The following is a 20,243-nucleotide window of genomic DNA, read 5'->3' on the forward strand; positions in this document are numbered from 1 at the left end:
TCAAACTTTTGATATCAAGATTTCTAACCTCGTTACTCGCTTCAATTCTTCTTTAAGTGAATTCAGATAAATCAAATGCCAAAGTCTAAATTTTAGTACCAAGAGCTCTTATTTTAGTTTGTGTAGAAACTAGATATAAAGATTTCAGAAAAACAATCAGAAACTTTCTTTAGAAATCTCAAATCCAGCTTTAAATTGGTAATGAGTTTTGTCTTAAGTCCTGCAGTGCACGTTTCTTATTGATAATATCTTCAATAAGAGGGCGTAGAATTAATTCCATTGCTAAACCCATTTTTCCCCCTGGCACTACCATGGTGTTCATGCGTGACATAAATGCACCATTAATCATTTGTAAGTAGTATGGGAAATCGACATCTTCAATACCGCGAAAACGAATAACCACAAAGCTTTCATCTAACGAGGGAATGTCTTTTGCGCTAAAGGGGTTTGAGGTATCGACAGTTGGAACGCGTTGAAAGTTGATATGAGTGCGAGAAAATTGTGGTGTAATATGGTTGATATAATCATCCATTGAACGCACTATAGAACCCATTACGGCCTCATGAGAGTGGCCTCTATCTTGGGTATCGCGGATCAGCTTTTGGATCCATTCAAGGTTAATGATCGGCACCATGCCAATTAGCAAATCAACGTGTCTTGCGACATCGACATCTTTATCAACAGCACCGCCATGTAAGCCTTCATAAAATAAAATGTCAGTATCATTCTCAAGGTCTTGCCATGGTGTAAATGTGCCCGGTAATTGGTTGTACGGAACAGCTTCGTCGAAGGTATGAAGGTAGCGACGGCTTTTACCGGTACCTGTATTGCCATAATCAGTAAATAATTGTTCTAGTGAAGCAAGGTCATTGGCTTCAGTTCCAAAATAGCTAATATGTTTACCTTCCTGATGAGCCTCACGAATACGTTTATCCATTTCTGGGCGGGTATAGCGATGAAAGCTGTCCCCTTCAACAAATGCTGCGTTGATATTTAAACTGCGGAAAATGTGCTTAATTGCATTGGTCGAAGTGGTAGTTCCTGCACCGGACGAGCCTGTAATTGCAATGATGGGGTGTTTGGCAGACATAGAGCACACTATTTTAGTTGTTTATGTGTTTATATCTGGGCTACACCTATAGGTCAAGTCTGTCTTTATGACAATAGCTATGTTATTAATGATCAAAATAACTATTAAATACCGAAAATAATAATGAAAAAAGCAGTTGGTTTTGCGTTCACCGCTATCGCCAGTCTTCCTCTATTTGCCAACAACACCGCTTCTACTTTGCCTGATACAGATGTGTTTTTAGTTAAGTTAAAAGGCAATACCATTATCTCAGCAGAAAATGTATCAAAGCGAGTTGGCTACGATAATCAACCTAATTTTGTTGATGGTGGCTTGCTATATACCGCTGGATTTCAGCAAGGTGAGTTATGGCAAACTGATGTTTTGCTTTACGACTTTAAGACAAAACACACAACGAACTTAACTAATACGGATGTCAGTGAATATTCGCCAACAAAAGTCCCTAATGAAGATGGCTTTTCGGTGATCCTAGAGGGGCATGATGGAAGTCAGGAGCTTTGGCAATATGCTTTTAATCGTTCGGAGAATGCAAAATTATTGCGAAAAGAAGTAGGTAAAATTGGCTATCACGCTTGGGGGAACGATTACGACTTAATTACCTTTGTGCTTGGTCAACCGCACACACTCTATTTTGGCAACACGCAAAAGCAAACTGGTAAACCTGTTGCTAAGGATATCGGGCGTACTTTGGCGTTCAATAAAACCCGCAATTTATACTCTTTTAGCCAATATAAAAATAACCAACAGTGGATTACCTTGTTCGATGGTAAAAATGAATCACTTACCCCTCTGTTGAAGCTGCCAGAAGGTGTCGATTACTATGCATGGCAAGGGGATGATGCGCTGATTTATGGTAAAGGTAATACAATTTACCGCTGGCAGTTAGGTAGTAAAAATGAGTCATCAAAATGGCTAGATTTTAGCAAGCACTGTGCACATAAAATCACCCGACTAAAATATCAAAGCTCGACAGATATGCTTGCTTTTGTGTGTGATCGAACTTAGCACCAGCTTTTTAAATCTAGTGTCTATCACAAAACCGTTGCCAAGTTATGTTGCTTGGCAGCGCTCTTACTCCACGAATAATTTGCCATAGTAATTTGCTGTTAGAAAACTCACTCTCGGTAAAGTCTTTAAAGCCCATTAAATAATTAAAGGCGTCTTTACTTCCCGCTTGAATCGAAGAAATACGAATCTGTGATTCAAAATTAAGTCTAAAAGAGCTTATGGCTGCTTTTCTGCCATCCAGGTCGATGTTAGGTATATGGCATTTTTGCAAATAGCCCGCTCGCTCTCCTTCGCCAGAAAACCAAATACGTACTTTCTCGCTGTAACGGCCAGACTTAGCTGGTAAGTCGAACATTAATCGTTGTTGATTTTGGCTTGTTAAATAGTGCATGTAATCTAAAAACCCATGCTCAATAAGCATAGGATGAACAGGCACGCGTCTGGGCTTTATTTTATTATTGGTATGAAAATCAAAGAAGTAGTGGCCATCTTGCTTAATGACCGAATCTACTGTGAGTTGACCAATTTCATCGCTATATGCACCTGTGTAGTAACTTAAAAGCGGTAGCCAAAAATGCCAATGCTTTGCTTGCTCGCGAGGCATTTTTTGGTCGCCATAAATATACCCTTTGAATAAGGTATGTATTTCCATATGAGTAAATGGGCGGCGGCCAAGGTGTGACTTCACAGATTATCCACTAAATTAGTTAGTTAGCGACTATTTTAGCAAAAAGTGGTGGAATAACTAGAGTCTGTTGATCTTTGCTGTTCTATTTTTGTTCTCTTTGAGCGTACTTTTATCGCGGCGATCGATGTGTGGCCTAGCAATCTAAGCGAATATCGAGCAAAGCTTCCGCGTCCTGCTCACGCCTCTTACCTACATCCATGTAGGCAACAATGAGAAAAGTGCGCTCAAAAGAACCATTCGGCAGTGCTTGATTAGGTTTTCTACTGTGTTATCGGCTGACTCACATAGCATAACTATGCCACGCTGCCTCTGTCTTGTATAAAACCCAATCAAACTGCTGCAAAAACGAACTTGAAAGGTCAACAGACCCTAGATTGGGTTGTTACGTTAAATCAATTTTTAATAAGTGCGCTAACACGCGCTTATTAAAAAAACCGATCCTTAACTTGTGCATATTGGTAATATGCGAACTGCCCAATCCGTCTAAATCGCGCAAAGGGTAAATAAGGTAAAGGAGTGTTATACAGCGGTAATTTTGGTACTTTTTTGCCTGCTACCATTTGTGCCATACGAAAACCTGCTTGTGCACTAAACGAAACCCCAGCGCCGCAATAGCCTAAAATAAAGCCAAGTTTACCGTCAAAATTAATATGTGGCATATCATCAAGCGCTGCGGCAATAAAACCATTCCAATAATAATCATGCTCAATATTGGTGAGGCAAGGAAAGCAGTCACTTAACCCTTTTTTAAGGTTAGTCAAATATACAGGTTTATTTTGGTGTTTAGCATAGACTGCGCCACGACCTCCAAATAACAATCGATTATCAGGAAGCAGGCGATAATAATATTTAAGTGTGCGTGTATCCATGCATACTTGATTAGTTTGCAAGCCTGATTCATCAAGTTGCTGCTTTGTAAGCGGTTTTGAAACAAAGATACTGCTCAAAATTGGCAGGTAGCGATTGTTAATTGCTTGATGGCTTTGCTTGTTGTTATATGCATTCCCAGCCATGATCAGCTTATTACAGCTTACTTTAATTCCTTTAACGCTGAGTTCAAACCCGTTTGCTGTCTCAACAATATGTTCAACAAGTGAATTTTCATAAAGTGTTACACCATTCTTAATCGCAAGAGAGCGATAACCAAGTAGCAGTTTTAACGGGTTTACACCAAAGCTGTCACTATAACGTAGCGCGCCAAATGCCTGTTGGTTTTTCATATAGTGAACACTTAACTCTTCTTTGCTGAGCCATTGGCTGGGGGGGGTATTAGCGCTTTGTAATTGAGTTTGTATATAGTTTGCTTGGGCATTTAGGCTTTCTAGCGCATTTTGATTGTGGGCGATTTTTAAATAGCCATTTTCCTGCTTGTCACAGTCAATGTTAAAATCAGATATTAATTGCTCAACACGGTGCACAGCGTCACTGAACTCTGAGTAAATTCCTTTGGTTACATCGAGTCCCCACTTTTGTGTCATTTGTGGGTAACTTAAGCGCCCAGAGCCTTTTAATACAAAGCCTGCATTGCGTGCACTAGCACCAAAACCTACTTGATTCGCTTCAATTACGCACACATCAAGTTGATGTTCTGCTGCTAAATAATAAGCCGTTAGTAAACCAGAATATCCGCCACCAATAATCGCGACATCATGATGTTGGGCATTTTGTACACTTGAAGTACTCTCTGGTAAGGCAATGGTGCTAGCCCAATAACTCGGTGCAAAATCTTGCCCCTGACAATGAGGTTGATGCAATGGATCATAAACGTGAGTCATTAGAATTCAATTACCATTTCTGCGGCACTGCAATGACAAGGTACGCCACAAATTGTGCACTGATAGTTTTCTTTAATACTGTATTCATACCAGCGGTTTTTATGCTCTTTAATCAATTTGCCACCGGCTTTAGTGAAGTATTTAACAGCACCATTTCCTGGACTTTGCTGCCATAAGTGGCCAATACCCGCTTTTGCGCCTTGTTGTTTTAATGCATTAATCGACGCCGTTAATAGCTTTGGACCAATGCCTTTACCTTGTTGGTTGGGGTCAATAGCAATGCACTTAAAATAAGCCATATCCGTTTGCGCACAAGGCCATAGAGAGGGGGTACACCACTCATCAAGTGGCCATTGATTGGCTGCATAACTTAAGCGAAGACCCACGACAGTATCGCCTTCTAATGCAATAAAGTTGGCGTTTATAGCATTTTTGGATGCCTTTTTTTGCATATCAATAAGGCTAGGTAAATCAAGGTAATTATCGCCATGTACTTTATTAGCAAGCAATAATGCTTGCTGATAATAGGTTTCAGTTAAAGGAATAATGTTAATCATTAGTTTAAGGCTTCGAGTAAGGCATTTGCTTCGATTTCGATGGCTATTTGTTCATCACTTAAATCTAACCCTACTAATAATGCATCATCATGTAAATCGGGAAGTAAGTCAGTCAAATCATCAAGATCAAGTTCAATCACGTCGAAACTGCGCCATTCGCCACTGCATTGTTGCTTTGCTTCATCAGATGATGCCCATAGCAAGAGCACATCACGTTCTTCTTGAAACTCTGAAGGGGCGATCAATAAACCGCTTTCGCTACTAAGCACAAAACATTGCTTAGATTGTTTTACCTGACTTATAAAGTCGTCAATACGTTCAATGTGTTCGCTCATACTGATTAATCCTTCGGGGCTGTTTCAGTGTTTGAAGTTCGTTGTTGGTGAGCGGCATGAAAGTCTAACAGCGCTGTAAAAGCTGATAAATCAGTTAAGTCTCTAAATATAATCCAGTCGACTAAGCAATAAAGCGAGATAGCAAGATAATTGTAATCGTTGAACTCGCCTTTTTCCGCTGCATCATTAAGTACTGATAACACACCCTGTACGCGGTCACGTTGTAAATTAAAAAATAACTTATCGTCGTTAGTATCAAAATCGGAACGTTTACAAATTAATAGTTCAACGAGGGAATCATTCGCTGAATTAATCAGTGTCAGGGTATTTTCCTGATCCCAACTAAGCGGTGAAAAGTCTAATTTTTGACTGAGGTAGCGATAGATAACATTTGAGTCAAAAACCACTTGTTCGCCATCAACTAGCATAGGGATTTTTCGGGTAGGGTTGAGCTTAACTAGCGTTTCTCTGTCTTGTTCAGCAAAAATATTTAAATTTAAAAAGTCGAATTGAATGTTTTGCTCAATGGCCAGTGCACGTAAACGGCGTACATAAGGGGAGGTTAACGACCCATAAAGTTGCATAAATAGCGCTCGCTTAATATAAATTTTTGTTATTTATATCAGGTCTTGGCAAGTGTTACTATGACTTGGTAATGACAATTTTATTTTGAACTTATAATGAAAACGCGTTTAGCAAGACAATCCGATTTACCTGAAATTGTTGATATTTATAACCAAACTATTGATAGCCGAATGGTTACCGCAGACACAGAAGCGCAATCCGTTGACAGTAAACAAGCCTGGTTTGAAAGCCATACAGAGAATCGCCCCTTATATGTGATAACCGAAAATGAAAAAGTTATCGCGTGGTTGAGTTTCAAATCGTTTTATGGCCGCCCTGCATACGATGGCACAGTGGAAATTGCTATTTATGTTGACAGTGAACAACGGGGCAAGAAGCTTGGTCAACAGTTACTGAAATTTGCGCTCTCATTATCACCTGAGCTTGGGATCGAAACTGTTTTGGCTTTCATTTTTAGTCACAATACGCCAAGCATGCGATTGTTTCAAAAATACGGTTTTGCTGTTTGGGGTGAGCTACCCAATGTAGCAAAGATGGATGATAACGAATACAGCTTAACCATTTTAGGTAAGCGAGTGAGTGAAAAATAAATTAAAAAAGGCTGTAAATCAAAGATATTACAGCCTTCGCTAGGAATTTTTGCGATAAATTACAGTTGAGTTAGCCACTGGCTAAAATCACTATCCATTGATTTACCCCATTCTTTTACCAATGCTTGATAGCGGGTGTATTGACCTTTGCGGGTGAGTGCTAGCATCTGTTCTACTTTGTCGCGTTGCTTTTCCATCATGTAGCGCGATGCTAAATAACCCCAAACATATACTCGTTCAGAGCCACCATTTTGTTCATAACTAGTATTAAATAGCTCGCTTAAGTGAATAATTTGTTTTTTTGCTGCTTTGATTGCACGTTCATTGTCTTCACCTTTGGCGATGTATTCAGCGATGCCTTCACTCCACCAAACTAAGTGTGGTAGCAGTGGTGCAGGTTTTGGGCAGTACTCTGGGCCTGAGTGAGAGTCGTGTAAATTAGCGCAAAAGTCACCATACATATTAAAGCGACCATCTAAGTAGTGCACATATTCATGGCTTAAGTTCCATATTTGCCCTTTCTTTTGATAGGCAACAAATTCAGCAGAATTATTTGGTAAGTGCGGCAAGCCTTCTAAATACATACCGCCATTATCACTAGGCACATCGAAATGCACAGTAACGTATTTCACATAGGCGTCACGATCTTGGTAGATATTTGCACGAAGGAAGTGGTTGTTATCATTGGCAACCGGTTTGCCTTGGGTATTAAAGGTGTTATGAAAGCGCGTTTCTTGTGCTGATAGCATGTTACAAGCGGCATCTTCTTGCTCTTTGCTAAGTGCTTGGTGGCGTAACACTATGGTGTCGCTACATTGTTTAACATTGGTTAAAACAGTTTCAATGTTAGCGGTATTTGCGTTTGCATAAGCCGCAAAAAATAGACTAGAGAGCAGGGTTAATTTTTTCATTGGTATATTGTATTCAATTCTCAATTTATTTCGATTACATCAAAAATTAAATAGTGGGTCAACTGAGGTTATGGATATAGTTGGGTTAATCCTGAATGGCCGTTCAAATCACCAATAATCCAAACTTGTTCAAAAGGATGTGGTTTAGGCATTATGAAGTGGTGCTTTAAGGCTTGGATATCATCATTATGCCAAAAGGGGTTGGCATTTCGAATCACCAGCCAGACTCGTTTTGTATCGTAGTGCTTTAATGCTTTATTAGCCAAAATACGTTGCAATGCTTTGGTTAATCGCATCTCAATGGGTTCCAACATCAAGTCTGAGAGGTTTACTTTTGTTTCTTCGCTGAGTTCTCTGCCTAAGATTGCCATGGCTTCTTTTTCACTGCCATACAGATGAGCGATTTCAATATCGAGTTTTTCGTCATTTTGATAACAACTGACATCTGGTTTACTCGGTTGATTGTGCCAAATATGTCGCATGGGTAAATTGAACTGTTTTTCATAAAGACGCAAAAAAAGTTTTGCCGCTTGATGCTCAAGTTCTATTTTCTCTTTTTCACTCGCATTTACCATGGTTGTTACATTAAATACTAATACAGATAAGTTTCATCAATGTACCGTTTTGCGGCTTTGTAATGCAATTAATTGAAACTAAAAAGTACAGGATATGGCTTGATTTGAAATAAATTTTTATTGTTAAAACATTATGTAATTAATTATCCAAGATATACTATGGTTATATTCAATCTTTTAATTATGTGAATATTTAATGTCAGCAGTGTATATTTCACTGATCGCAATGTTTTCAGTTGCTGCTCAGTGGCTTGCATGGATTTTTAAAGTACCAGCAATTCTCTTTTTACTTATTACAGGCCTGTTGCTTGGACCTGGGTTTAATGTCATTGATCCTGATGCTTTATTTGGTGACTTGTTATTTCCGGTTATTTCTTTAGCAGTTGCTGTAATACTTTTCGAAGGTGCATTGACCCTGCATTTTAGAGAGCTGAAGGGGCTCGAGAAAGTAGTACGTAACTTATGTTCAATCGGAATGTTGGCTTCGTTTATTGTGATAGGCTGTGCGGGCTACTTTGTACTGGGTTTAGATTGGCGAGTGGCTGCCGTACTTGGGGCAGTGTTAGTCGTTACTGGTCCCACTGTGATTGCACCTTTGTTGAACGCGATGAGACCAGATAAAGATGTCGACAAAGTTTTGCGCTGGGAGGGTATTGTTATTGACCCTATTGGTGCATTGTTCGCCGTATTAGTATTTGAAGCGGTAATGCTTACGGGGCAAGAGAGCATATTTAACCATACCTTAGGTGCATTATTTATGACCCTGTTAGTTGGGTTATCACTAGGGGTATTTGCTGGGTGGTTTACAAGTTTGCTGATCCGCCGTCAATGGTTGCCCTTTGAATTACACAAATTTGGCATCTTAGCGTTAGTGTTGGCTACATTTAGTGTGTCTAATTATCTCAGCCATGAATCGGGTCTACTCGCTGTAACTGTGTTTGGCATTTGGCTGGCTAACCAAGATGATCTAGAAATAGATGCAGTGCTTGAATTTAAAGAAGATCTTTCGATGATCTTAATCTCAAGCTTATTTATTTTACTGGCAGCACGTCTTCATATAGATGACATTAAGCAATTAGGCCCCAGTGTACTTATTTTTATGGCATTTGTGCTCTTTGTCGCACGACCACTTTCTATTTTGTTGTCGACTTTTGGTTCTGATTTAAATTATCGAGCCCGTGCATTATTAAGTTGGATCGCTCCGCGCGGTATTGTGGCCGCTGCGGTAGGCTCTGTTTTCGCGTTAAGTATGGTTAAAGCAGGTGTGCCCACTTCTGAAAAACTTGTGCCACTGATCTTTACCGTGATTATTGTTACTGTTGTTTTACAAAGCTTAACGGCAGTACCGTTAACCAAATTGTTGAAGTTACGTCAACCTGAGCCTTCAACCATACTGATTATTGGTGCTAACCATGTGGCGCGTGAAGTCGCAAAAGGGCTAAATGATATCGGTGTAAGCGTTTATTTATCCGATCCTGCTTGGGAAAACTGCAAAATGGCGCGCATGGATGGGCTATCTTGTTATTACGGCAACCCTCAATCTGAACATGCTGAACGCTATTTACCGCTTACAGATATTAGCAAGGTACTCGGTTTGTCACCAAACCGACATTACAATGCACTAGGTATCCAGCATTTTTCGCATTTAATTGGTGTCGATAAGGTATTTTCGCTTAAGTCATCAGATGCACATGCTAAAGCAAATAAAGACAGTGCTACTTTCTTATCAAGACAGAACTTGTTTGCACACGATGCTACTTTTGCCAAGTTATCGGGGATGATTGCAAAAGGCGGCAAGGTGAGTGCAACACGTATTGCTGATGCCTTTACTTGGCAAGATTATTTAGATGTCAATAAAGATGCAATTCCGCTATTTATATGGCGCCAGCAACAATTTATCGTGCCTGTCCAAATTGATGGTGGGCAAGTGCCTGAGGAAGGTGATTCGGTTATTGCCTTACAACCAGCTAAAATGTCAATTTTAAAAGAAGCTCAAGTTACTCAGACGGCTAATTAAAAACGAAGGAGATAGTCTATTTTTCGTTTATTGGTATTTACCACTGCTATAGGTTTTTTTACAAGCCTATATGCCAGTGAAAAAGTAGTTATTTCGGTTGTCACAGAAGAGTGGCGACCGTTTAATTATACCAATGAAAAGGGGGATATTGTTGGCCGCTCTACTGCAAAGGTAAAAGCCATTCTTGATAGCCTCAACTACGATTACCATATCCGAAGTTACCCATGGACTAGGGCAATGGATAAAGCCAAACGGAATGAAAATACGTTAATTTATTCTATTTTCAGAACGCCAGAGAGAGAGGCTTCTTATCAGTGGGTGTGCCCCTTAATTGCACCCGTTAAAGTGTATCTCTTTCACTTATCAAAACGCACAGATATCAACTTGGCATCCTTGGAAGATGCCAAACAATATACTACCTCTGTTGGACGACAAGCCCGAAGCCATGAGTTTTTACTTAACCAAGGATTTAAAGAAGGTGTAAATTTGGATGTGACAGCTGATCCAGATGCAGAGATGCGCACTTTTCTGGCGGGGAGAGTTGACTTTTTAGTGCAAACTGAATGGGAAATGTCGGAATCACTCAAAGCAAGTAAGCTTAATTATGAAGCTGTTACACGGAGTATTGAGGTTACCAGCCTAAATGAACGTCAAGCATGTATGGCCTTTAGTAGAAATACCGACAAAAGAATCGTTGCTGAAGTACAACAGGCGTTAGAAGAATACAACGCAAAATATGGTTTGCAGTAGCATTACATCAGGTTCGCAGGCGTGTAATAAAAGTTAATTTTTCGCTACAAGTTATTGGCAATAATACGCTAAATGCGTAAGCTTATAACAAGTTGTTAATTTGATTATGATTTGGTTAAAACATCAATGGTAAAGGTAAGCAATTTTTTGCTTTTTTTAGTGTTTTTATTTGCATTTATTTCACCTGAAACAAATGCAAATTCTGCAACCTGTATTTTGCTCAAACAGCAGATGAGCACGTACCAGAATAGTAAAACTCATCCGACTTATCGCCGAGCGCAACGAGACTATGAGCGTTTTTGTAATCAACCAGAGCCTACTAAAACTGTTGATAAAACTACTGTTGAATCTAATCCACAAAAATCATCACCGATTTCTGAGCCTACCCTTACAGAACAAGAAAAACAGTTGGCGCAACAAAAATTTGAAGAAATTGAGGCTGAATTAAAAGCGAAGCAGCAGGCTGAGGCCGCAGCTAATGAAGCTCAGAAAATAGAGCAAAACCCTATACAACCTTCAGAAAAAATGGAAACTAAACCTGCGACTTCTGAAGTTGCAACAGTAACGCCAAAACAGCAACCTAAACCATCGCCAGTTCAATGGCAGAACCAAGCAGCTGAAGAACAAACTACGTTACTTGATGCCATGATGCTGCCGATTATTATGTTGTTGGTTGTGCTTGTAGCTATTTTTATTTATGTGAAATTTGTACGCGCTCGCATGGATGAAATAAAAGAAAAAGCCCAAGAGATGTCAAAAGAGATTGTGGCAGCAGGTAAAAAAGCAGCGGAAAAGAAAAAGGCTAAACCAGCAAAAGGTGAGCTTGATCCTGATTTATACTTCCGCCGAATCCGTATAGAGGTTTCTTTACCTAGTGGGAAAGATGTAATGCTCGATAGTATTATTGCTTCGCAATTTGGTATTTTTGTAGTACTAGGTCAGAAGCAGCGAGGAGCAATTATTGGCAGTGCGACTTTACCTGATTGGAAAGAGCAGGTCGGTGAAGAGCTTGTTCCTTTTGAAAGTCCCTTAAATCTTGTTAATCAGTGTTGCCATGCTGTGAGCCAAATTATTGAGTTGAGTTCGGAGATTGAACCGATCGTTGCATTTAATGATATGGCAGTATTTAAATCACAGTTTCCTATTGCGGTTATGCATAAAAAGAAGGTAAATACTTATATTCTGGGCTTTAAAGAACTTAAGTATAGTGATGACCAAGTTGATGAATGGCTTGCAAAAATTGATGATTACATTGCTGCAAGAGCTGAGCAAAAACGTCTAGCAGAAGAGCAAGAAAGGCAGCAAAACCTAAACCGAAATAACAACTCAGAACAGTTAGCTGCATCACCTATGCCCCCTCCATCTGAGCTGAATACTGCTGAATCGTCTCAAGAAGCCGAAACAACATCCTACCCAGAGCCGGGCTCCTACCAAGATTCAGTATCTGAAATAGCGCCTGATAATCAAGACGTGCATCGTGCTGAAGAGCAGGAAAAACCTGTAGTTGACCATATTGCTGAGCTTGATGCGATTTTAAATAAGGCAAAAGAATTCACCGAAAAGCTTGATAACATTAGTTCAACATCGAGTTCAGCTTCCGATGAATTAGATAACGAACAGCCCGTTGAGTCCTCAGACTTTTCAGCTCAGACAGAACTGGATAGTGAGTTTGAAAAGCTCCAAGCGTTAACTTCATCTCAATTGGATGAAACGCCAAACAGCGCCATTAATCAAACTTCAGAAGGTATTCCTGAGAGTAGCGAGAATATTGCTGATGGACTTGAGCAAATGTCGCATACTGACAACCCTCAATCGTTTGATAATCCAGATATTCAACAACATAGCCAACAAGTCGATGAGGGTTTTGCAGAAAGCAATTTGGGGTCATCTGATGATTTTGATAATCATTTATCGACCATGCAGGATCTTGATGCTGCAAACTTAGAAGATGATATCCAAGCCACTGCTCGCGATTCTTCAACTGATAATGAGCAAAATAACTCAGATGAAGAGAATAAAGAAAGCGATAGTTCATTTTCTGAGAGAGAATTTCAAAGCTTTGAGCAAGATGATGCCCTTATAGAGAACATGGTCCCTCACTCTGAATTTAAACGTCGCGCTGCGAAACGCGCAGTTGATGAGGGGATGTTTGATTACCTTGAACATTATAATGATAAAGCGGCGGATTCAACACAATCCAATGACACAGAAACCAGTTTAGAAGATGAGTTAGCTAAGAGTTTGGAAGCTGGAAAAGGCTTTTTAACAGGCTTGGACGAAGCCGGCAAGGTCGATATTCCAGATAATAATGACACGCTTGCTTCAAGTGGAGAAGAGAATAATAACGAACCCGATATCAATCTGTCAGCTGATCAGGATATAGATTTAACAACCTTCAGCCAAGATGTGCGATTAGATGAATTTACCGCGTCGGCACCCGAGCCAAATGAAACGGATGATGATAAAAACAGAGGTGGTTGGCGAGCAATTAAAGCACAAATGGATGAAACAGAAAACTCCCAACCTTCTGATGAAAATCAGGACGATAATATCCCTAAATCAAGTTGGCGAGCTTTGAAAGAACAAGTTGATTCGTTTGAACAAGATTTACCTGAAGAAGATGAAAATGAGAAAGATGAAGCGCCTAAAAAGGCATCAATTTTCTCAAATTTAGAGCTTGACCCTGATTGGGCTCCTAAACCACCGCCAGAAAAAGTCTTTAAGGTTAAACCAGAAGACGATCCAGACAATAATTAGGCTTCTCAGAAAGTAGCCAACATATGTTGGCCACTTTCTATTCACACTGTTCTACAAGTGAACGTAAATGTTCGCCAAGATCTTTCGTTTTGGTTTGTCCGTTAGAAATAAGCTCATGGGCCTGCTGTTGAATTTCACTGGCATCATACTGGGAAAGCATGTGTTTTACGTAAGTAATTGCATCTGTGCCTTGACGGATTAAGTTAGGTAAACTTTCTAAAGAGAGTTCTTGTTCCGATAAGTTTGATAGCGTTGCTAAAAGTTCTGATAAATCAATCGAATCTTGTAATGCGCCTTCCACTTCAATTAGTGCCCCCATCGGGTCTGCATCTAGCTTAGTTGCCACACATGCTGCAACAGAGCCAGCCTCTGCACCTTGTTTTACGGCAGATAAGCCTTCGCTTCGAATATCTTCAATTGCTTGCTGCAATGCTTGGTGCTCGGAAAAATATTGGCGCTCAAGTGCTTTTTTAGGGTCTTCAACAACGTCGCATGCGCTGAGCACAATAGCCAAGGAAGAAATCAACAAGTAGCGTTTTTTCATAGTTTTTCCATCATCCAGGTTGGTTTTAAGGCGAGTATATCGCAATGTTCTAAACTGTATCTAAGTATTGTTATGAAAATAACCTAAACACGATGTCTGAAACAAATATTAAAAGTCCCTGTGTTGAAAACTGTTGTTTAAATGATAAAGATGTGTGTTTGGGCTGTTTTCGCACTTTAGATGAGATTTTATCATGGTCGAGCATGAGTTTATCGCAAAAGCAAACTACGCTTAATTTATGTGAACAAAGAAAACAACAAGCCCCTTATGCAAAAAAGGATTTTAATTCTAGATAACTCTAGCGTTTTGGCAATGCGCTTAAAAGTATTGTTAGAGCTGTTAACCTGCCATGTTGATCTCCACCACTATAGTGACTTCGAACCAAGTGAAGAACCCATTTATTATGAAGCAATTATTTTTGCTTCTGGGGTGCCTGAGAAATTAGTGCTTCAAATCCAACAACTTTACGGTGAGGTAAATACATTTTTATTAGCGCCAAATGTTGAGGGAAACAAATTAAGGGACAGTTTTACTAAGCTGGCGAATGCGCTTCCCAATGCTTTAATAATTCATCCCTTTTATAACAACAAGGATGTGATTGGGTTGCTTGAAGAGGGGCTTGCTATTGGTGCTGCCAATCTCGATATTAAATTGCCCAAAATATTGTTAGTTGATGATAACAAAGAACGCCTTTGTGGATTGGAGTCGAGTTTAAAAGGAGCGCATATTGATGTCATCACTGCAGATACCGATTATGCAGCAATTGGTCGAGCTGCACTGCATCAAATCGATATTTTGGTGAGTGATTTTAATATGGGTGATATTTCAGGTATTGATATTTTTCGACAAATAAAATCAGTAAACCCAAATTGTCGCTGTATTTTAGTCACGTCTAAACCCCACCAAAGTGCGTTGATTGAAGCAGTGCGATTAGGGGTTGATGACGTGCTTGAGAAGCCACTAAATGAAAGTGTTTTGTTACAAGCTATTTATAAGCTTTGGCACAATGAACAGTTAGAGCGAAATAATTTAGAACTCGTGGATAGACTACAAGACACTGTAGATGCGCTTATTGAGAAAGATAGCTTGCTACGAGTAATTTATAAGAATACACCTGATGCCATTGCTATTTTTAATAATGATGGCGCGATATTAGAAGCGAATGATGCGTTTTTGAACCTCTTTTCTAGGAATGAAGATGAGTTAAAGAATTTATCTTTCTTTGAGTTACTCGATAGCAATATTTCAAATGAGATTAAACGAAATATTGATAGCTTCCACACGCAGTTTAACTTTGAGTTTGTTGTTAACACAATGAAAGACGATATTATTCCGTTTTCAGGCTCTTTTAGTGAAATAGATGTTCACGGAGAAACTGCAACAGCAGTGATTCTGAAGAATATTGCTCACTTAAAACGCAAACAGGAATTGTTGGAAGAGGCAAAACAAGTACTTGAGGAAAAGGTAAATGTTCGCACTAAGGAGCTGGAAGCAGCCAAAGACCAAGCTGAGTTTGCGAATAAAAGTAAATCTGAATTTTTAGCGAATATGTCTCACGAACTGCGCACACCTATGCATTCAATTTTGAGCTTCTCACAATTTGGATTGGATAAGCTGAGCAGCGACCCTATACCGAAGGATAAACTGCATAAATATCTATCGCGTATTGAAAGTTCCGGCAAGCGGTTATTATCTTTACTGAATAACTTACTTGATTTGTCGAAACTCGATGCTGGTAAGTTTCCCTTTAATCCGACTGAACACAATCTAAATCAGCTAGTCCGAACTAGCATTGATGATATGTCCGGTGCTTTGCTCTCAAAGTCGATTAAAGTTCACTTTGTACCTGAGCTAGATCCATTCTTTGTCATTTGTGATTGCGACCAAATAGCACAAGTGATCAGAAACTTACTTGGTAATGCGATTAAATTCAGTGATGAGAAAAGTGAGATCGAAGTGGTGATAGATCATTTTAATAATGAAGTGCAATTGGCCGTGATTGATTCTGGTTTAGGTATACCAGAAGATGAGGTTGAAACGATTTTTAACAAATTTGAACAAAGCAGTAAAACCAATCGAGGTGCGGGTGGAACTGGCTTAGGATTGGCGATTTGTAAGGAGTTTATCGAACTGCACAAAGGCAAAATTTGGGCGCAAAATAATATCGAAAAGGGGGCAACAGTATTTGTAAGTTTGCCTGTTTGCGCTTCCTTTGACTAAGCTGAAACAGGTACATATAAAACAATGAATTGTGTTACAAGGAGTAGGTCATGAATTCAAATACAGTGCTTGCTGTTGATGATGAACCATTTAATTTAGAAATCATCGAAGAAATACTGGAAGACAGTTATGATTTACATTGTGTTGCCAGTGGACCAGAGTGTTTAGACGTTGTCGCCAAAATCAATCCGAGTGTTATTTTACTGGATGTAAGTATGCCGGATATGGATGGCTATGAAGTTTGCCGACAACTTAAAGAAAACCCTGCAACCTCAAATATTACTGTTATGTTTGTTTCAGCCAGGGGTTCCGTTGAAGAACGAATTGCAGGGTATAATGTTGGTGCAGAAGACTATATTGTTAAGCCTTTTGGTCAAGAAGAACTAAAAGGTAAACTTGATACATTGTTTAAAGTTGTTGAAAACAAAAATATGTTAGAGCAACAACTACAAGATGCAACAGACACTGCCTTTAATGCGATGGCAAATAGCAGTGAGATGGGCAGTATCGTTCAGTACGTTGAACAAATAGGTAAGATTGACGATAAAGAAGAGCTAGCGCAGGCGTTGATCAATTGTATGCGTAGCTTTGGTTTAAAGACGAGTATTGAGTTCCGCACCAACAGTCAGCGTTCTCAGTTTAGTTCAGAGGGGATTTGCTCCCCTATGGTCGTGGAATTATTTGAGCTGTTACAAAATAAAGGGCGTTTGTACGAGTTCATGCCTCGGATATTGGTGAATTATCCAAGAGTCAGCTTATTAATAATGAACTTGCCAAGTGACGACCCTGAAAGGCTCGGACGTATTCGTGACAATATTTGCTTTGTTGTCGGTGTGACAGAGCATCAATTAGACGCCATTATTACGCGCCAACAACTTGCTAATCAAAAGCTTAAATTACGACAAGCATTTTCAATGATACGCGATAAATTTGAAGATCTGGTTGGTGTACTAAACCTAAGTCATGAAATGAATGAAGCGATTTTTAGAGAGCTGCAAGAAGAGTTTGAAGATCGCATCCCCTTGATGGGGCTTGATGAAGACCAAGAGCTTTATATTTACAAAAAAGTTGATGAAACAATTCAAAAGTCTGTTGCACGTGAAGATTTACTGCAAGATGTAACTCGTGCTTTTACTGAAATTGAAACAGACTTAAGTGTGATGTTGAAATAAATACAGATTAATTGCCAATAGATTAAGCATCTCTTGGCAATCCTTTTTCGACAATCCGAATGAGCCGTTGTGTTTTATTATCCTTAACGGTGATTTTCTGCTGTTGTTGTGACAATGCCCATTCGATGTGTTCAAGTAACATTGCGGAAGCATCGTGTTTTGCAGCTTCAAGCGATGTGATTACCTCCTCACTATACGGAGCATTTCCAAGTGCAACAGCAATATTTCGTCGCCACCTCTCGATACCTATGCGACGTATAGCACTACCTTCGGTACTTTTAAGAAACGTAGCCTCATCCCATGCAAATAGTGTAAGTAAATCTTGGCTTTTCAGTTGATTACGAATATGAAAATCATCTTCTTTGGTTAATTGACCATAACGATTCCATGGGCAGACTAGTTGGCAATCATCGCAACCATAAATTCGATTGCCTAAAAGAGACCTAAACTCTTCAGGTATAACACCTTGTTTCTCGATGGTTAAATAAGAAATACAGCGCCTTGCATCCACTACATAGGGCTCAACAATTGCCCCTGTTGGACAGGAGGTAATGCATGCAACACAATTACCACATTTGTCTTCAACTATTTCTTCATTCACTGGTAGCGGTAAATCGACAAATAGTTCACCAAGAAAAAACCATGAACCAGCTTCTTGGTTCAAAATAAGCGTATGCTTGCCGGTCCAACCTAGTCCTGCTTTTTCAGCTAATTGTCGCTCTAGTACGGGGGCTGAATCCACAAAAGGGCGAAACCCCAGTGTTAACTGGTATTGTTCAAGCTCTTGTTCAAGTTTTTTACCGAGCTGTTTTAAACGGTTACGCATTAATTTATGGTAATCTCGGCCGAGGGCATAACGGCTTATATAGGCGGTTTCTTTATTTTTTAAGTCTTTTGCAAAGCTTGCGTCTGGTGGTAAATAATTCATTCTAACTGAAATAACACGCTGCGTTCCTGGCACTAACTCTGCAGGACGCGCGCGCTTCATTCCATGTGCAGCCATGTATTCCATTTCACCGTGGTAGCCGGCATCTAGCCAACGCTGTAATTGCGCTTCATGTTGCGAAAGATCAATATCCGTAATACTTACTTGATCAAAGCCAAGCTCTTGAGCCCAGAGCTTGATTTTTGCTACCAAATTCGGATAGTTAAGAGTAGACATATCTGCAGGTGAAATAAATGACGCCAGAATTAACCGATAATTTACCACAAATAGCGTATAGCGCCCAACAAGTAAAAGAGAATGAGGCATTGGTTGCTGCACAACAAAACATACCAATGTATTCACTAATGCAATCGGCCGCTCAAGCAGTGTTTGATTTAATGCTTGTAAAGTATCGACACGCCGAAAAAATCCAAATTATTGCTGGTGGCGGTAATAATGCTGGTGATGGTTATTGGATTGCCAATTATGCGTTGCGACATGATTTTGATGTTAGTGTTTACAGTGTTAAATCGCCAAGTGAATTGTCGGGAGATGCTAAACGTGCGCATGACGATTACTTGGCGCAAGGTGGTAATATTGTTGATGAGCTTGATTCTACCTGTGATGTTTATATTGATGCATTATTAGGGATAGGCTTTTATGGTCAACTCAGTGAGCTGTATGTGGATGTTATCAAGTCGGTCAACTCGCTCAACAAACCAATTATTGCGGTAGATTTACCCTCAGGGTTAAATGCCACATCGGCTGAGGTTTCTTCTACATGTATCAAAGCAGACTATACCGTCACCTTTATTGCTTTAAAGCAAGGTTTATTGACAGGTAATGCAAAAGAGTATGTCGGAAAGCTATTTTTTGCAGGCCTTGGGCTCAGCGATGCATTCGCTAAAGCTGTAACGCCAAAATCATCTTTAGTTGATTTTCATTACCTTAAAACACAATTGCTTGCTCGTCATGCGAATAGTTATAAACAGCAGCTTGGTCATGTGCTGTTCATCGGTGGTGATGAGACCATGCCAGGTGCCATAAGGATTGCTGCAGAATCATGTTTACGTGCGGGCGCAGGGCTTGTCAGTGTGGCTACTCACCCAAACAATCGTGCAATTGTAGTCCAAGGTCGTTATGAGTTAATGGTACATGGTATTCAATCACCAGAACAACTTTCACCCCTGTTAGAAAAAGCAGATGTTTGTGTTATTGGTCCTGGTTTAGGCCAATCTCCTTGGGGTAAAAGTTTATGGCAAGAGGCGATTGCTACTACAAAGCCACTTGTTATCGACGCTGATGCGCTCAACTTGCTGGCAAATCAGCCTGCTCATCTAGACAAGGCAATACTCACTCCTCATGCTGGTGAAGCATCGAGATTATTGAGGATCTCAAGTGCTGAAATTGAACTTAATCGTTTTGAATCAATCTCTAACATAGTACGTAAATTCAATGCGACTGTGGTTTTAAAAGGTGCCGGCAGTTTGATTGCAGAGCAAAATAAGCTGGCAATTAATATGTCGGGAAGTGCTAGCATGGCAAGTGCCGGGATGGGAGACTGTTTATCTGGTATTATTGCTGCGCTGATTGCACAGGGAATGTCAAACTTTGATGCTGTACAATTGGCTGTTAATATTCACGGCAGAGCAGCTGAGCAAGCTGAGCAGCAAGGAAAAAGGGGCTTATTAGCCTCAGATTTATTGCCTTTTATTAGAAAACTCGTTGATTAGTGGAGAAGTAA

General features: G+C 39.8%; 19 protein-coding genes. 9 read left to right on the forward strand and 10 right to left on the reverse strand.

Going from position 1 to position 20,243, the window contains the following annotated elements; all coding sequences use genetic code 11:
- Window positions 1–190: 190 nt before the first annotated feature.
- Window positions 191–1,090, reverse strand: a complete 900-nt coding sequence (locus OM33_RS05350) for a phosphoribulokinase (RefSeq protein ID WP_038639659.1) — start codon at window positions 1,088–1,090, stop codon at window positions 191–193.
- Window positions 1,091–1,213: 123 nt separating this feature from the next.
- On the opposite strand from OM33_RS05350, the gene OM33_RS05355 reads away from it, so the two are divergent.
- Window positions 1,214–2,095, forward strand: coding sequence for a hypothetical protein (locus OM33_RS05355; protein WP_038639663.1), 882 nt, complete (start codon window positions 1,214–1,216; stop codon window positions 2,093–2,095).
- Window positions 2,096–2,111: 16 nt separating this feature from the next.
- Here the strand turns inward: OM33_RS05355 and OM33_RS05360 are convergent, their stop codons facing one another.
- The 5 genes from OM33_RS05360 to OM33_RS05380 form a co-directional block, all read right to left on the reverse strand.
- Window positions 2,112–2,786: a site-specific integrase gene (locus tag OM33_RS05360; RefSeq protein WP_038639665.1), complete on the reverse strand. Its 675-nt coding sequence runs from the start codon at window positions 2,784–2,786 to the stop codon at window positions 2,112–2,114.
- 425 nt (window positions 2,787–3,211) lie between these two features.
- The gene (locus OM33_RS05365) at window positions 3,212–4,561 is read right to left on the reverse strand and encodes an NAD(P)/FAD-dependent oxidoreductase (protein ID WP_038639668.1); all 1,350 of its coding nucleotides are present in this window, start codon (window positions 4,559–4,561) and stop codon (window positions 3,212–3,214) included.
- Window positions 4,561–5,118, reverse strand: coding sequence for a GNAT family N-acetyltransferase (locus tag OM33_RS05370; RefSeq protein WP_199922512.1), 558 nt, complete (start codon window positions 5,116–5,118; stop codon window positions 4,561–4,563). Before OM33_RS05370 ends, OM33_RS05365 begins: the two co-directional genes overlap by 1 nt.
- Complete coding sequence (locus OM33_RS05375) at window positions 5,118–5,453, reverse strand: DUF2750 domain-containing protein (protein WP_052140909.1); 336 nt, start codon at window positions 5,451–5,453, stop codon at window positions 5,118–5,120. The genes OM33_RS05370 and OM33_RS05375 overlap by 1 nt, the downstream gene beginning before the upstream one ends.
- A gap of 5 nt (window positions 5,454–5,458) precedes the next feature.
- Window positions 5,459–6,037 carry a glutathione S-transferase family protein gene (locus tag OM33_RS05380; RefSeq protein WP_038639671.1) on the reverse strand — a complete coding sequence of 193 codons (579 nt, stop codon included), beginning with the start codon at window positions 6,035–6,037 and terminating at the stop codon, window positions 5,459–5,461.
- A gap of 96 nt (window positions 6,038–6,133) precedes the next feature.
- Here OM33_RS05380 and OM33_RS05385 point away from each other — a divergent pair, with 96 nt between their 5' ends.
- Entirely contained in the window at window positions 6,134–6,628 is a 495-nt protein-coding gene (locus tag OM33_RS05385; protein WP_038639674.1) for a GNAT family N-acetyltransferase, read from the forward strand.
- Window positions 6,629–6,687: 59 nt separating this feature from the next.
- Here OM33_RS05385 and OM33_RS05390 read toward each other — a convergent pair whose 3' ends face one another.
- Entirely contained in the window at window positions 6,688–7,539 is an 852-nt protein-coding gene (locus OM33_RS05390) for a collagenase (protein WP_038639677.1), read from the reverse strand.
- 68 nt (window positions 7,540–7,607) lie between these two features.
- Window positions 7,608–8,114: a hypothetical protein gene (locus tag OM33_RS05395; protein WP_038639681.1), complete on the reverse strand. Its 507-nt coding sequence runs from the start codon at window positions 8,112–8,114 to the stop codon at window positions 7,608–7,610.
- 196 nt (window positions 8,115–8,310) lie between these two features.
- Between OM33_RS05395 and OM33_RS05400 the strand changes: the two genes are divergently transcribed.
- The 3 genes from OM33_RS05400 (at window position 8,311) to OM33_RS05410 (ending at window position 13,638) form a co-directional block, all read left to right on the forward strand.
- Entirely contained in the window at window positions 8,311–10,131 is a 1,821-nt protein-coding gene (locus tag OM33_RS05400) for a cation:proton antiporter (RefSeq protein WP_038639683.1), read from the forward strand.
- Between the two features lie 30 nt (window positions 10,132–10,161).
- Window positions 10,162–10,881, forward strand: coding sequence for a substrate-binding periplasmic protein (locus tag OM33_RS05405; RefSeq protein ID WP_199922513.1), 720 nt, complete (start codon window positions 10,162–10,164; stop codon window positions 10,879–10,881).
- A 147-nt stretch (window positions 10,882–11,028) separates the two neighbouring features.
- On the forward strand, window positions 11,029–13,638 hold the full coding sequence (locus OM33_RS05410; protein ID WP_199922514.1) for a midas domain-containing protein: 2,610 nt from the start codon (window positions 11,029–11,031) through the stop codon (window positions 13,636–13,638).
- Window positions 13,639–13,675: 37 nt separating this feature from the next.
- Here the strand turns inward: OM33_RS05410 and OM33_RS05415 are convergent, their stop codons facing one another.
- Window positions 13,676–14,182, reverse strand: a complete 507-nt coding sequence (locus tag OM33_RS05415) for a hypothetical protein (RefSeq protein ID WP_038639691.1) — start codon at window positions 14,180–14,182, stop codon at window positions 13,676–13,678.
- A 92-nt stretch (window positions 14,183–14,274) separates the two neighbouring features.
- Here OM33_RS05415 and OM33_RS05420 point away from each other — a divergent pair, with 92 nt between their 5' ends.
- From OM33_RS05420 to OM33_RS05430, 3 genes are read left to right on the forward strand one after another with little or no spacing between them, the layout of a single operon-like run.
- Entirely contained in the window at window positions 14,275–14,478 is a 204-nt protein-coding gene (locus OM33_RS05420; RefSeq protein WP_038639695.1) for a DUF1289 domain-containing protein, read from the forward strand.
- Entirely contained in the window at window positions 14,450–16,402 is a 1,953-nt protein-coding gene (locus OM33_RS05425; protein ID WP_038639697.1) for a hybrid sensor histidine kinase/response regulator, read from the forward strand. Before OM33_RS05420 ends, OM33_RS05425 begins: the two co-directional genes overlap by 29 nt.
- A 50-nt stretch (window positions 16,403–16,452) precedes the next feature.
- Entirely contained in the window at window positions 16,453–17,574 is a 1,122-nt protein-coding gene (locus OM33_RS05430) for a response regulator (RefSeq protein WP_038639700.1), read from the forward strand.
- A gap of 22 nt (window positions 17,575–17,596) precedes the next feature.
- Here the strand turns inward: OM33_RS05430 and queG are convergent, their stop codons facing one another.
- Entirely contained in the window at window positions 17,597–18,736 is a 1,140-nt protein-coding gene (gene queG / locus OM33_RS05435; protein ID WP_038643053.1) for a tRNA epoxyqueuosine(34) reductase QueG, read from the reverse strand.
- A 17-nt stretch (window positions 18,737–18,753) separates the two neighbouring features.
- Here queG and OM33_RS05440 point away from each other — a divergent pair, with 17 nt between their 5' ends.
- Window positions 18,754–20,232: a bifunctional ADP-dependent NAD(P)H-hydrate dehydratase/NAD(P)H-hydrate epimerase gene (locus tag OM33_RS05440; protein ID WP_038639703.1), complete on the forward strand. Its 1,479-nt coding sequence runs from the start codon at window positions 18,754–18,756 to the stop codon at window positions 20,230–20,232.
- Window positions 20,233–20,243: the final 11 nt, after the last annotated feature.

Source organism: Pseudoalteromonas piratica, from assembly GCF_000788395.1.
Classification (GTDB): Bacteria; Pseudomonadota; Gammaproteobacteria; order Enterobacterales; family Alteromonadaceae; genus Pseudoalteromonas; species Pseudoalteromonas piratica.